This is a genomic window from Mycobacterium sp. Panama NTM2 (genome assembly GCF_054355555.1).
In genome coordinates this window covers 372,568-385,876 of record NZ_CM135953.1, presented here as the reverse complement: position 1 = coordinate 385,876, position 13,309 = coordinate 372,568, and the positions used below count along the sequence as shown (strand labels likewise).

14 protein-coding genes are annotated in these 13,309 nt (G+C 67.1%); 10 read left to right on the top strand and 4 right to left on the bottom strand.

Features of this window, described 5'->3' with window-relative positions:
• Window positions 1–250: 250 nt before the first annotated feature.
• From ACXYX3_RS01880 to ACXYX3_RS01870, 3 genes are all read left to right on the top strand, one after another.
• Window positions 251–832, top strand: coding sequence for a Panacea domain-containing protein (locus ACXYX3_RS01880; RefSeq protein ID WP_458609921.1), 582 nt, complete (start codon window positions 251–253; stop codon window positions 830–832).
• Window positions 833–836: 4 nt separating this feature from the next.
• The gene (locus ACXYX3_RS01875; RefSeq protein WP_458609920.1) at window positions 837–1,349 is read left to right on the top strand and encodes a hypothetical protein; all 513 of its coding nucleotides are present in this window, start codon (window positions 837–839) and stop codon (window positions 1,347–1,349) included.
• 582 nt (window positions 1,350–1,931) lie between these two features.
• Complete coding sequence (locus ACXYX3_RS01870; protein ID WP_458609919.1) at window positions 1,932–2,606, top strand: lipocalin family protein; 675 nt, start codon at window positions 1,932–1,934, stop codon at window positions 2,604–2,606.
• Here the strand turns inward: ACXYX3_RS01870 and ACXYX3_RS01865 are convergent.
• Window positions 2,539–4,203, bottom strand: coding sequence for an alpha/beta hydrolase family protein (locus ACXYX3_RS01865; protein WP_458609918.1), 1,665 nt, complete (start codon window positions 4,201–4,203; stop codon window positions 2,539–2,541). The genes ACXYX3_RS01870 and ACXYX3_RS01865 overlap by 68 nt on opposite strands.
• An 82-nt stretch (window positions 4,204–4,285) precedes the next feature.
• On the opposite strand from ACXYX3_RS01865, the gene ACXYX3_RS01860 reads away from it, so the two are divergent.
• Entirely contained in the window at window positions 4,286–4,957 is a 672-nt protein-coding gene (locus ACXYX3_RS01860) for a TetR/AcrR family transcriptional regulator (protein ID WP_241205515.1), read from the top strand.
• A gap of 137 nt (window positions 4,958–5,094) precedes the next feature.
• Complete coding sequence (locus ACXYX3_RS01855; protein WP_458609917.1) at window positions 5,095–5,490, top strand: hypothetical protein; 396 nt, start codon at window positions 5,095–5,097, stop codon at window positions 5,488–5,490.
• A gap of 2 nt (window positions 5,491–5,492) precedes the next feature.
• On the opposite strand, the gene ACXYX3_RS01850 is transcribed toward ACXYX3_RS01855, so the two are convergent.
• Window positions 5,493–7,019 carry a PTS transporter subunit EIIC gene (locus ACXYX3_RS01850; protein WP_458609916.1) on the bottom strand — a complete coding sequence of 509 codons (1,527 nt, stop codon included), beginning with the start codon at window positions 7,017–7,019 and terminating at the stop codon, window positions 5,493–5,495.
• A 151-nt stretch (window positions 7,020–7,170) separates the two neighbouring features.
• Here ACXYX3_RS01850 and ACXYX3_RS01845 point away from each other — a divergent pair, with 151 nt between their 5' ends.
• Genes ACXYX3_RS01845 through ACXYX3_RS01830 form a run of 4 tightly spaced genes read left to right on the top strand, consistent with a single transcriptional unit; the run spans window position 7,171 to window position 11,230 of the window.
• Window positions 7,171–7,641: a PTS sugar transporter subunit IIA gene (locus tag ACXYX3_RS01845; RefSeq protein WP_458609915.1), complete on the top strand. Its 471-nt coding sequence runs from the start codon at window positions 7,171–7,173 to the stop codon at window positions 7,639–7,641.
• A complete protein-coding gene (gene nagB, locus ACXYX3_RS01840) occupies window positions 7,641–8,426 on the top strand; it encodes a glucosamine-6-phosphate deaminase (RefSeq protein ID WP_458609914.1) in 786 nt (261 codons plus the stop codon). Before ACXYX3_RS01845 ends, nagB begins: the two co-directional genes overlap by 1 nt.
• A 1-nt stretch (window position 8,427) precedes the next feature.
• A complete protein-coding gene (gene nagA, locus ACXYX3_RS01835) occupies window positions 8,428–9,558 on the top strand; it encodes an N-acetylglucosamine-6-phosphate deacetylase (protein ID WP_458609913.1) in 1,131 nt (376 codons plus the stop codon).
• Between the two features lie 31 nt (window positions 9,559–9,589).
• A complete protein-coding gene (locus tag ACXYX3_RS01830; protein ID WP_458609912.1) occupies window positions 9,590–11,230 on the top strand; it encodes a hypothetical protein in 1,641 nt (546 codons plus the stop codon).
• A gap of 1 nt (window position 11,231) precedes the next feature.
• On the opposite strand, the gene ACXYX3_RS01825 is transcribed toward ACXYX3_RS01830, so the two are convergent.
• Window positions 11,232–12,140 carry a short-chain dehydrogenase/reductase gene (locus ACXYX3_RS01825; RefSeq protein WP_458609911.1) on the bottom strand — a complete coding sequence of 303 codons (909 nt, stop codon included), beginning with the start codon at window positions 12,138–12,140 and terminating at the stop codon, window positions 11,232–11,234.
• Window positions 12,141–12,233: 93 nt separating this feature from the next.
• Between ACXYX3_RS01825 and ACXYX3_RS01820 the strand changes: the two genes are divergently transcribed.
• Window positions 12,234–13,112: a glycoside hydrolase family 16 protein gene (locus ACXYX3_RS01820; protein WP_458612270.1), complete on the top strand. Its 879-nt coding sequence runs from the start codon at window positions 12,234–12,236 to the stop codon at window positions 13,110–13,112.
• Here the strand turns inward: ACXYX3_RS01820 and ACXYX3_RS01815 are convergent.
• The gene (locus tag ACXYX3_RS01815) at window positions 13,087–13,242 is read right to left on the bottom strand and encodes a DUF2256 domain-containing protein (RefSeq protein WP_241205505.1); all 156 of its coding nucleotides are present in this window, start codon (window positions 13,240–13,242) and stop codon (window positions 13,087–13,089) included. The genes ACXYX3_RS01820 and ACXYX3_RS01815 overlap by 26 nt on opposite strands.
• Window positions 13,243–13,309: the final 67 nt, after the last annotated feature.

Genomic DNA, 13,309 nt, shown 5'->3' with positions numbered 1-13,309 from the left:
CAAGACGCTTTCAGCCGCGACTGCAATCAGTGCGAAAGCCACGGCGAAGAACCGCGGCCAGATCTTCCCCCGCTGCTCAGTCAAAAGCGACGAGCACCGAGGTGGCTCCTCTCCTGCGGGAGCCGATACTTACGCACACATCTCGCACACGCCCTTGTATCGCCTGGTAATCGGCGTTCTGTCAGTGGGTCGTTCTACCCTGGAGCGCTTGACATAGCTACCCTTGAGGTTGACAGGAGGTGATTCCAGAGTGACAACGGCGAACGACGTCGCGGCATACATCTTGCAGAAGCGTATTGCGGTCGAATCCGTGCGGCTGCAGAAGCTGCTGTACTACGCGCAGGCGTGGCACCTCGTCACGATGGACGCGCCTCTTTTTGAGGATCAGATCAAAGCCTTCGAACTCGGCCCGGTGGTTCATTCGGTCTGGAGCAATTACCGCGGCACGATCACGATCACCCGTAGGCAAGCCGTCGGTAACCCGGATGCGCTAACCGAAACGGAGCGCGAGGTGGTCGACGCGGTGATTGAAGCATACCGACGGATTCAGCCCTTCGAAATGTCCGCACTCACCCACGTCGAAGACCCATGGGTTGATGCTTGGAACGCGTCTGGCGGCGACCGCGTGATTTCACATGAAGCGATGCGGCGGTACTACGCCGCCGAGATGGTGAAGTCGAAGAATGAACGCACAACGCCGGTCCTTCCGCGGGTAATTGACGCTCGAGTGACCTACGTTGAGGACGACGAGTTCCGCGAGATCGCCGAGTCCCTGGACGAACCGGACGACGCTCAAGGGCTGCTCTCGGCGCTGTCGCGCAACTGGAAGTAATCGGTTGTCGTACTGGAACAAAGTGGAGCCACTGTGTGCTGACCACGTCCTGGACGGCTTCACTTGCGGCGACGACGATATGGACGCTTGGTTTCACGGGAACGCGCGACACGCCACTGCCGTCGGCTCGGCCGCCGTCACTGTTTGCACACATCCCGACGACGGCATCGTGGGATTCTTTGCCCTGGTGAACCACGAGGTTCGAACAACAGATGTTGGTGTTGCTCCGAGAGATACCGGCGGGTTGACGACAATCCCAGCGACGCTTCTAGCTCGGATGGGGCTTCGCGACGATCTTCGGCGACAGAACATCGGAACCGATCTGCTGTTTGAAGCATTGCGCCTGGCGGTCGGAGCCTCGACCGCTGTCGGAAGTCGTCTTATCGTCCTCGACGCGAAGAATGATCGTCTCGCCGAATGGTACGCGGCGCGCAGCTTCACCCCCACACGTGCGAACCCCCTCCGGCTGTACATGAAGATGTCGACCGCCCGACGAGCAGTTCAGGCGCGCATCTGACGAGGCCGAGAGTGCCCACATTCTGCACCACAGTTAGGTGAGCCCCAGTGATGCGGTTTGCATAGTTGCAGGCGCTCCGCATTTTCCCCGTATAAACGCCTGCAACCCGTCGCGGATGAACCTGTACCGTCCCGTATCGGCCTTCGCGTAATAGTCTGTAGCACAACACCTTAACGGACTTCGGCACTCTATGGTGAACCCTTGAACCCCAAGCTGAATACGCGGGTTCGATTCCCGTCATCGGCTCCACGGGCGCACCAATTTCTGACGTCCACGTCACATCGGTTTGTCGCGGTCGACGGTTGGTCACATTCTCGATCATGATCACGCATCGTCGCTGGCAGTTGTCCCTGGTCGTGCGCCGCCGGCGCGAGCCTGGCCCTCGGCCTCGGAGCGGGCACCGCCGCGGCAGACACCGGTTCGGCAGACTCCAGCCACAGCGCGAGCCAGTCCAGCGCGGGAATTTCGACGGCGAAGGACCGTCGGGATGCGCGCCGCACCGAACGCACCGCCCAGCGAACGGAGCGGGCAGCCGAACGGTCGGAGCGCGCCGCCGACCGGGCTGAACGGCGAGCCGAGCGCGTGGCCGCTCGGCAGTCGTCCAACTCGGGCACGGAGTCAAAGTCGTTGCGGCGCAGCACCTCGGCCACCGAGGCGGCCGGCGACTCCGCACCGCCGAACCCCGCGAAGCGCCCCATCGCCGACGCACTGGCCGCGCTGAGTGCTGCCGTGGCACGGCCAGCGGCACGGCCGACCCCGGTGACCGTGCCGTCGGTCGACGTCGACTCCTACCTCGGCACCTGGTACGAGGTGGGCAGCGTCAAGCAGTTCTTCTCGGTCGGACTGGTCAACACCAAGGCCGAGTACAGCCTCAACCCCGACGGAACCATCAAGGTGGTCAACTCCGGCAACTACTTCTTCAACAGGGGCCCGAAGTCGTCGATCAACGGCACGGCCTCACCGGTGGACGACACCAACGCCAAGTTGAACGTCACCTTCTTCGGGCCGCCGTCGAACAACGCGCCCGGCAACTACTGGATCGTCGACCTCGGTGACGACTACGAGTACGCGATCGTCACCGACCCCACCGGCCGCAGCGGGTTCATCCTCAGCCGGGACCCCGTCGTCACCACCGAGCAGTACCAGGCGCTGAAGGCCGAAGCGAAAGCCAGCGGTGTGCGAGGGATCATCACCAAGACCCGCCAGCCGGGCGCGCGTCAGGCCACCGTGACCACAACGGCGACAGCGCTTTTCTGACCGAGACCTCGTGCCCCGGCAACGGTTCGTAGACGAACCAGTTCCGGCCGCCGAAGTCGAAGATCGCGGTCAGCACCGCCTCAAGCACGGGATTCCAGACCGGGCGGGACGGATAACCCAACGGCAGCACGACGGCGTCGGCCGTGCCCGCGGACGTCGCAATCGCGATGCTCTCCCCGGGTGATCCGTAGACCCCCTGCGACTCCGTCCCCGAGAACAGGTCGTCGACCCAACCGGCGGTGAGAAGCTCGGCCGCCTCGATGTTCTGCGGCTTGGAGAAGCCGGCGGTGAGGTATTCGAAGAACTGGATGATCTTGTTGCCGCCCAGCATGTAATCGATGTGCCGGCCATCCACGAGGTTGACCCCGGTGAAGTCGTCAGGCCGCGCGAGCTGCAGTTTGTCGGCCATGTCGCCGTTGCGGCTCCAGAAGTACCGGTCGGAGGAGATGAGATAGATGGGCCGGTAGTCGGCGCCGGTCAGCTTGGACAGCGCGTCGCTGACGAACGGTGATCCGGCCGGTTCGACGCCGTCCAGCATCACGATGCCCTGGAGGTCGCCGATCGCCCCGTTGTCGGCGAGGAAGCCGGCGACGCTGGTGACCAGCGTGCCACCGGCCGAATGGCCGACGAGGACGAATTTCTGGGGCAGCGTGACCTCGTATCCGGCTGCGGCACTGGCACTGTCGACGAGCGCGGCACGTTCGCCGACGAAGAGGTCGGCGACGGCACGCTGGACCGTGGAGCCACCCACCCACTCCGCTGATGGTGAGAAGAAGTTCGACGACAGCGACGGGGCGACGATGATGCTGTCGGTGCGTTCGGCCAGATGGGCGATCGTGTAGCTGTAGATCGGTCCGCTGGCCAGGAAGCCGTGTTGGAAGTAGATCAGCCGCGTCGAGGCGTCGGCGTCTTCGGGGAAGTACCAGTCGGCCTGCACGGAGCGGCCCGCTCCGATGGGCAGCGTGAGGCTGGAGGTTCGAACAGTGACGGTGCTGTTCGGTGGCAGAACCGGTGGCCCATCGGCGAGGTGGATCGCTCCGACGAGTGTGTTGACGAGCAGGGACCCGACGGCGCTGAGGAGGCCTGCGCGACGCGGCGGGCTCGGCACGGGTGAGTCGCCGGCGCTGTCCATACGGGTCGCGACGGACGGTCTGACCTGGGGGACCGACGACGTCGTTGTCGCGCGTGACGCGGCACGGTGGGCGATCCTGTCCCGCAGCGTCGGGCGCTCGCTCTTCGCCGACGTGAGGTTCACGGCGGAGGTATCGGTGAAACCCTCTGCCGGCGTGCGCGTTTTGACTCTCGGTCCGATACGGCGCGGGGGTGCGTCGTCGTCTCGGGGCGACGCCTGCCGCAGCACCATCCGAGTACCGCGTCGTGGGGCGTCGCCCCTTTCGTCCCGGCGGGCTCGCAGCGACGGTTCGGTCCGCGGTCCCGGGTCTCGCTCTGCACTCACCGCCGTTCGCCCAGCCGCCGCGTCCGGCTCGGCCGTCGCGGTCGCGGTGCCCAAGAACAGGGCCGCCGCGATCGGCGCCGTCAGAACACTCACCGTCATGATCGCCGCCCGACGCTGCATGCCCGCCCCCAAAATAGACATTTGATGACTTTCGTCTATTTATAGGGCCACAGTCTCGCCACGGCAAGAGCGTCGGACATACTGTTCACTCGAAGGACCCACGATGAGCAGATCCCCTGACGCCGCCGGAGCGGAACCGCCGCGACGTCCGCGTGGGCGTCCTCCGGGTGGTGGCCATTCCGCCGAGGAGGCCCGGACCGTGCTGATGGATGCGGCAGAGCGGTCGATCCTGGCACGCGGGTTCCAGGCCTCCACCATGGAACTCATTGCGCGCGAAGCAGGCTACTCACGCGCCGCGATGTACCTTCATTTTCCCAACCGCCGACGCCTGCTCGAGGAGCTGGTGGCCCGCAAGACTCGCGGGCACCAGCAGGCGATCGTGGCGCGCCTACCCGACGGTGCGAGCCTGGCCGACATGCTCGTCGAAAGTCTCGTGATCGTGGCCACCGAACTCGTCGACGATCCTCTGTTGCAGACGCTGTCGGAGCAGACCCAGGATGGCACCATCGCCCAGTTGATCGCCCAGGACCGGTCGTTGACCGAGTTGGTCACCGTGCTCGTCGACGCGCTCGACGCCGATCGCGACGGGCTCCGGGACGGGTTGGACCCCGCGGACCTGGCGCAGTTCCTCGTTTCCACCGCGATCACGCTGCTGATGGGCGTGCTTCCGGGTTCGACTGATCCGGACACCACCCGTCGCTACCTACGGACCTTCGTTCTGCCTGCCCTGCTGCGCAACCCGCCCGCCCCGGTGCGGGTCTTCCCGGATTCCTGACCGCCGTTCTGGCCGGCCCTACGTCTCGGTTCGGCGACACAACGGACACAACCGAATCCGCCTGCCGCTTCCCGCGCTGACCAGGCCGTACTCTGCGAATCACTATGGCAAGGGTTTCCGGCAGTGTTCTCCGAACGATGGCCGCCGTCACGGCGCCGGCGATCGCCGTTCTCGTGTTCGCCGGCGCCGCGGCCGCCGATCCCCCGCTGCTCAACGGCACCTACGGCTCTGCCGACGGCGATCCGTACAACGTCTTGACGATCGCCACCAGCTGCGGTCCCGCCGGGTGCACCGGCACCGTCTCGAGCAACCAGGGCTGGACCACACCGACGACCTTCACCGACGGTCGCTGGGTGTTCACAGTGTCCAAGCCGGGTGGCCTCACCTGCGACGACGGCCACTACGAGCCCGCCGTGGTGTCGATGTCCGTCGACCCCGTGACGCTCGCCGGCGTGGTCTCATCGGACTCCAACTACGGCTGCTCCGGCGGCATCGTCACGCAGAGCCCCTTCCAGCTGCAGAAGGTCGGCTAGCCCTACAGCACCTCGCGGATGTCGTTCTTCAACACTTCTGCCTGAGTGCCGAACACCGCCTGCACGTTGTTACCCACCTCGATGACGCCGGCCGCGCCGAGCGCTTTGAGACGGCCCTGGTCGACCTTCGACTTGTCGGCGACCTCCATCCGCAGCCGCGTGATGCACGCATCGACGTTGACGAGGTTCTCCCGGCCGCCGAACGCTGCGATCAACTGCTCGGCCTTCGACGACGTCGCGGTCTGCGTCGGCGCCGCGACGGCGGTCGGCCCCGCACCTGCTTCCGGCGCCTCCGTGCCCGATTCGACGTTCGCCTGTTCTTCGGCCTCGAACTCGTTCTCGGGTTCACGGCCCGGGGTGCGCATGTTGAACTTCGTGATCGCGAACCGGAACAGCAGGTAGTAGACCGCGAAGAACACCACGCCCATCACGATCAACAGCGGGATGTTCTTCGCGGCCGGCGCCGTGCCGTAGAGCAGCAGGTCGATCAGCCCGGCCGAGAACGAGAACCCGAGGTGGATGTCGAGCAGATAGGCGATCGCCAGCGACAGACCCGTCAGCACCGCGTGGATCACGTAGAGCGGGAACGCGACGAACATGAACGCGAACTCCAGCGGCTCGGTCACACCGGTGAGGAACGCGGTCAGGGCTGCCGCCGACAGGATGCCGACCGCGACCTTGCGCTGCTTCTTGTTGGCGACGTGGATCATCGCCAGCGCCGCCGCGGGCAGACCGAACATCAGGATCGGGTAGAAGCCCGACGTGAGGATGCCCGCGGTCGGGTCTCCTGCCGCGAACCGGGTCAGCTCGCCGGTGACGTTCTCCCCGCCCGGTGTCTGGTAGTCGCCGTAGAGGAACCAGATGTAGGAGTTCGGAATGTGGTGCAGGCCCAGCGGGATCAGCATGCGGTTGGCGAATCCGTAGACGAACGCGCCGATTGCTCCCGAGCCGCCGATGAACTCACCGAGGCCGGTCAGCCCGGCGTCGAAGATCGGGTAGAAGTAGCTCATCGCGAACGCGAGGAACAGACATGCCAGTGAGACGATGATCGGGACGAAGCGTCTGCCGCCGAAGAAGCCGAGATACGAGGGCAATTCGATCGTGTGGTAGCGGTCGAACAGCCACGCTGTCAGCAATCCGACGACGATGCCGGCGAACACGCTGTAGTTGATCAGCGCCTGCTCCCCGGACTTGTCGACCTCGCCGGCCAGCACGATCGGCGACATGGTCTTGAACACGGCCTGCACCACCAGGTAGCCCACCACCGCAGAGAGGGCGGTCGACCCGTCGGCCTTCTTCGCGAACCCGATGGCGACACCGACCGCGAACAGCAGCGGCAGGTTGGTGAACAGCGCGTCGCCGGCCGCACTCATCGCCTTGAAGAAGGCCCCGATGACCGGGGTCTCGATCCGGCCCAGCAGATCCGGTTGCCCGAGCCGCAGCAGGATGCCCGCGGCGGGCAGCACCGCGATCGGCAGCATGAGGCTCTTGCCCAGCCGTTGGAGCTGGGCGAATCCGGGTATCCGCATGCCTGACTTGCTCTGCGCTTCTTGTGGTTTCGCAGATCGATCCGTCACAGGTCAGCCTTCCTTCTCGCCGATTTCGTGCCCGTGCGCAAGTTCTGCAAGCCTATTCTTGGTGCGATCGGCTTTCATCCGATCGACAAAAGGAGTTGCGCCTGTGAGCACCACATCCGTCATCGCCCCCGTTCCGGGCCGCGCGGTCCCCCTCTCCGATGTCCCCGACCCGGTGTTCTCCGCGGGCATGGTCGGCTACGGCGCCGCGGTGGATCCTCCCCACGAGGTGATCGAGGCGGTCGCCCCGGTGTCGGGCAAGGTGCTCAAGCTCCTGCCACACGCCTACGTGATCATGACGGCCGACAACGTCGGTGTGCTGGTACACCTCGGCCTGGACACCGTCGCGCTCGAGGGTGAGGGTTTCACGACGCATGTCAGCCAGGGCGACGAGGTCACCGCGGGTCAGACGGTGACCACCTATGACGTGCCCGCGATCGTGGCCAAGGGATTGAATCCCGTTGTGCCCGTTGTGGTGATGGACGAGCGGGAGCCCGGCAACATCACCCCGGACGAGGCCGTGCTCGAAGGCGCGGTGCTGACGTCGGGTGACGGCCTCTTCACGGCCGGCACCTGATGGAAGTCGTTGTCCTGCAGGACCAGAAGGAGATCGGCCGGGTGGCCGCCGACGCGGTGACCGCGTTGCTGAAACGCAACCCCGGCGCGGTTCTCGGGTTGGCCACCGGTTCCTCGCCCTTGAGCATCTACGACGAGCTGGTGACCCGGTACGAGGCCGGTGAGCTGTCCTTCCGGCAGGCCAAGGGCTTCACGCTCGACGAATACGTCGGACTGCCTGCCGATCATCCCGAGAGCTACCGCAACGTCATCGACGCGGTGTTCGTCTCCCGCGTGGATTTCGCCGACGGTGCGGTGCAGGGCCCCGACGGCCTGGCCGCCGACATACCGGCCGCCTGCGCGGCGTACGAGGAGGCGATCCGCGCCGCCGGCGGGGTGGATCTGCAGATCCTCGGGATCGGCACCGACGGGCACATCGGGTTCAACGAGCCCGGGTCGTCGCTGGCGTCGCGGACCCGGATCAAGACGCTGACCCGGCAGACCCGCCTCGACAATGCCCGATTCTTCGACGACGACGTCGACGCGGTGCCGACGCACTGCCTAACGCAGGGGTTGGGCACGATCTCCGAGGCACGGCACATCGTGCTGGTGGCGACAGGACGGGGCAAGGCCGAGGCGGTACACCACCTGGTCGAAGGGGCGGTGAGCGCTATGTGGCCCGCGACGGTGCTGCAGCATCATCCGCACGTGACGGTGCTGCTGGACGACGCGGCCGCGCGGCGGCTGCAACTGGTCGACTACTACCGCGAGACGTATCGCAGCAAGCCCGACTGGCAGGGCATCTGAGGTGCTGCTGCGTGCCGACGCCATCCTGACGGGACGAAAAGCCCTACGGCCAGGATGGATCGAGGTGGTCGACGGCTCCATCCGCAGGCTCGGCGAGGGCGATGCGCCGACGCCCGCCGATCGCGACCTCGGCCCGGTCACCGTGGTGCCGGGGTTCGTCGACACCCATCTGCACGGCGGCGGCGGCGCGAACTTCTCCGCCGCCGACCCGGAGCAGACCGCCACCGCCGTCGCCGTCCACCGCAGCCGTGGGAGCACCCGGCTGGTCGCATCGCTGGTGACCGCCGACCGGGAGGACTTGCTCCGACAGGTCGCCGCGTTGGCGCGCGATGTCCGGGCCGGTCTCATCGACGGAATCCACCTGGAAGGTCCGTGGCTCTCACCGCAGCGCTGTGGCGCGCATCAGCCGGCGCTGATGCGCGATCCGGACCCTGCCGAGATCGACGCCGTCCTCGACGCCGGTGACGGCGCGATCCGGATGGTCACCATCGCCCCCGAGCGTGCGGGGGCGGGCGCCGCGATCGGCCAGTTCACCGCCGCCGGGGTGGTGGTCGCCGTCGGGCACACCGAGGCGACCTACGCGCAGACGCGGGCCGCGATCGACGCCGGCGCTACGGTCGGCACCCACCTGTTCAACGCGATGCGCCCGATCGATCGCCGCGAACCGGGTCCGATCACGGCACTGCTCGAGGACCCACGGATCACCGTCGAACTGATCACCGACGGGGTACACATCGATCCGGCCATCTACCGTTTGGTCACGAAAGCGGCTGGCCCCGAACGTATCTCGTTGATAACCGACGCCATGGCTGCGACCGGTATGTCCGACGGGCGCTATGACCTCGGCCCGTTGGCGGTGGACGTCGCCGACGGGGTGGCCCGGCTCGCGGGCAGTGACACCATCGCGGGCAGCACGGCCACGATGGACCGGGTGCTCCGGTTTGCTGTTCTGCACAGCGGCGCCTCGCGCAGTGACGCGCTGCAGGCCGCGGTGGCGCAGACATCGGTCAACCCCGCCGCCGCGCTCGGGTTGCCCAGCGCCGAACTCGCCGTCGGATCGGTCGCCGACCTGGTGGTGCTCGACGAGGAACTGGCGGTGACCGGGGTGATGCGCCGAGGCACCTGGGTGTGACTGCTGTCACAGGACAACGTAGGTTGTCACCATGCCAGACACCTCCCGGCGCCTTTGCTACGGCGTTGCCGCACTCGCCCTGTGCGCAGGACTAGCCGCCTCGCCCGCACCTGCGTGGGCCGATTCCGGCCAGACCGAGACGACGACGGTGACGCATTCCTCGGACTCCGCCACGCCGAACAGGCCTGATCGCGCCGGGGCGTCAGGCGACGACGACTCGAGTGATCGCCCCGAACGACCCTCGTGGAAACGGTTCGCCGAGCGGGTCCAGGAGAAGAGGGAGCAGCGCCAGGCTGACCGCGAGGCGCGGCGCGACGAGCGCATCGAGGCCCGAGTCGGCAAGCGCGCCCGCACCGCGACCGAACCCGCTCCAGAGGCGGTCACCGACACCGCCACCGAGACCACGCGGCCGACGCGACGTCTGACGATCGTCCGCTCCGAATCACCGCCGGTTGCTGACGTCGCCACCGAACCCACCGTCGCGGCGGTCACCGAACCGACCGTCGCCCCCGGGGCGCCGGTGCCGCAGCCGCTGTCGCCGCTGGGCAAACTCGTGCAACTACCGGGGCGCCTGATCAACACGGTGCTGCAGGTGCTGGACATCACGTCGTCGACGAGCGGTCCGCAGCCGCCGGTCAAGATCATTCCCCCCATCAACGATCTGCTGTTCGCGGTCTTCCGCGAGACCGAGAAGTGGTTCCGACTGGATCGGACGCCACCGCCGCAACCGGCCATTCCCGAGGTGACCTACGACGGGCCGCCGATAGGTGCGACGCCGACCGTGGCTCAGTTCCTGAACGCGTCGGCGTCGGCGTACGGACTCGGCACCACACCCGAGGGTCTGGTCCCGTTCACCGTCAACGGTTTTCAGCTGGCCTCGGCGAACATCCCGTCCGGGATGGCCGCTCGCGCGTGGGTCACCGCCGATGGACAGATCGTGATCGCCTACCAGGGCACCACCGGAGGAACGAATCTGCTGTTCAATCCGCTGATAGCCGGGGCTCAGCTGTTCACCGACCTGCAGGTCGTCTTCACGTCGAAGACCCCGCGCGCGTTTCATGACGCGCTGCGCTTCGCCGAAAGGGTTCGATCCGCCGCAGAGAGCCAGGGCTACGACGCCGACGACATCTTCGTCACCGGGCACTCGCTCGGCGGCTGGGAGGCGCAGTACGTCGCGCAGCAACTCGGTCTGCCCGGCGTCAGCTTCGAGGCCCCGGGAATGAACACCACCGTCGAAGGGAATGGCCGGGACTCGATGTTCGTCAACATCATCACCTACGGCGACCCCGCCGGCTTCATGGCGACCGACCTGCCCGGGCTGCAACCACTCATGCCGCCCTACGTCCCGGGCGGGGGCAGCAAGCCGCACTACGGCAACATCGTGCTGATCGGCGACCCGAACGCCATGACACCCCTGCTGAATGCAGCGACGCTGTGGCACACGGGTCCGATCAGGAACCTGGTCTTCCTCGCCGACTTCTTCGGCAACTTCTTCCAGTACCACCTGCCGGGCGTGCAGGCCTACCACCTCGGCGTCACACCCGATCCGGGCGTGGTGCCGTGGTTGGGCACCGCGCGCGGACCGGTGAACACCGGCTGGGGCCAGCTGACCATCCCCGAACTGCTCACCGTCGTGTCGGGCAACGCACAGGCCACCGTCGTCGCCGCGTAGCTCACGAATCGCGTTGCCGCGCACCTCGTTCGGCAGTGGCGATGGCGGCCTGCACGTTCCGGTTGTGCAGCAGCACGTCGTCCATCACCGCGGTGGTCACCGAGCGCAGCGCCAGCAGCGGCCGCACCCAGGCCGGTGCGCTGACCCGCGGTGCGCGCCGCTCGATCGCGTCCAACATGGCATCGGCCGCCTCCGTGACGGTCATCTCCTTGGTGAACACCCGCGGCACGGCCTGCCTGATCGCTGCGGCCGACGCGTCGGCGAACGCGTCGGCGGCCAGGTCGGTGTCGATGAACCCGAGGTAGGCGATGCCCGCGGTGGCGCCGTGGGACGCCAGCTCCACCCGCAACGTCCGGGCGAGCTGCTCGACACCGGCCTTGCTCACCGCGTACGGCGCGGCGAGCACACCGTTGAAGAAGGCGTAGATCGAGCCGACCAGCAGGACGTGTCCCCGGCGCTCGAGGACCGCTGGCAGCGTCGCGCGCACGGTGCGCCATTGGCCCAGCAGGTCGACGTCGACGGTGTGCTCGAAGTCGTCCGCAGCGATGGTCGCGACGGTGTGCGAGGGCGGTGCGATCCCGGCATTGGCGATGACGACGTCGATGCCACCGAAGGCGGCCACGGCATCGTCGGCGGCGCGCTGCAGGCGCTCCGCCGACGTCACGTCGGCCTCGAACGCGGCTGCGCCAGAACCCAATTCCGCTGCCAGCTGCTGAAGTGGCGCCAGCCGACGGCCCACGAGGGCCACCCGCGCGCCGCGGGCATGGGCGCGGCGCGCGGTCTCGGCACCCAATCCCCTGGCGGCACCGGTGATGAACACGACGCGGCCGGCCAGCTCGTACCGAGGCGGGCGGGTGACGATCCGGGCAACCGTTCGGCCGACCAACCGCACGGCATCGTCGAGGATCACAGCTACAGAAGGTAGCCGCAAGGCGGTGCAGCGAAACCGGTGCACATCCGCGACGAGAAGGCCGGGATCATTTATGGTCGTTCGGTGCCAGAAATGGATCGTCGTCACCTGATGTTCATGTTCGGTCTGGGCGCGGCAGCCGTCGCGCTGCCCACCGCGACCGCCCATGCACAACCCCTTCCCGGCGACGTACCACCCGTCCCCGCTCCGCCCGGCGCGCCGCCGGCCCCGGCCGCGAACGTCGACCCCGGCCCGGTGTTCCTGTTCCAGGACGAGTTCAACGGCCCGGCGGGCACACCGCCCGATCCGGCGTGGTGGTTCATCGTCCCTGCACGCGAGACCATCCGGAACCCTGTCGAGTGGGACAAGCCCTACAACATGGGCCGCTATGTCACCGATCAGGAGCATGTCTTCCAGGACGGCAACGGCAACCTCGTCATCCGGGCCACCCGCGGACCGGGCACGACGATCCAGGAGAAGTACGCCAGCGCCAAGATCATCGGGAACTGGCGCGGTGCCGTCGGCACGACGTGGGAGGCGCGCATCAAGCTCGACTGCCTCACCGACGGCGCGTGGCCCGCGTTCTGGCTCCTGAACGACAACCCGGTGCGCGGCGGCGAGGTGGACCTCGTCGAGTGGTACGGCAACAACGACTGGCCGTCCGGAACCACCGTGCACGCCCGGTTGGACGGCACGTCGTTCGCCACCGACCGCCACCCGGTCGACAACGCCTGGCACACCTGGCGGATGACGTGGCTGCCGACGGGCATGTACTTCTGGAAGGACTATCAGCCCGGCATGGAGCCGTTCTTCACCGTGCCCGCGAACTCGCTCCAGGACTGGCCGTTCAACGATCCCGGATACACGCTGGCACCGGTGTTCAACATCGCCGTCGGCGGCTCGGGAGGCCGCGAACCCGCGGGCGGCACGTACCCGGCGCAGATGCTCATCGACTGGATTCGGGTCTTCTGACCGCAGCACCACGGCAGCGGCGCGAGCAGTAGACGATCTGATCCCACTGCCCGCGCGAGGCCCATTTCTTCCGGTTGTGGAACGGGCGACCGCACACCGGACAGATCTTCACCTCGGGTTGTGCCCGCATCCTGCCTTTGTACGTGACGTCTGACTGACGTCGCCGACAAATCTCTCCACGAGACGGTGTCGCGGGT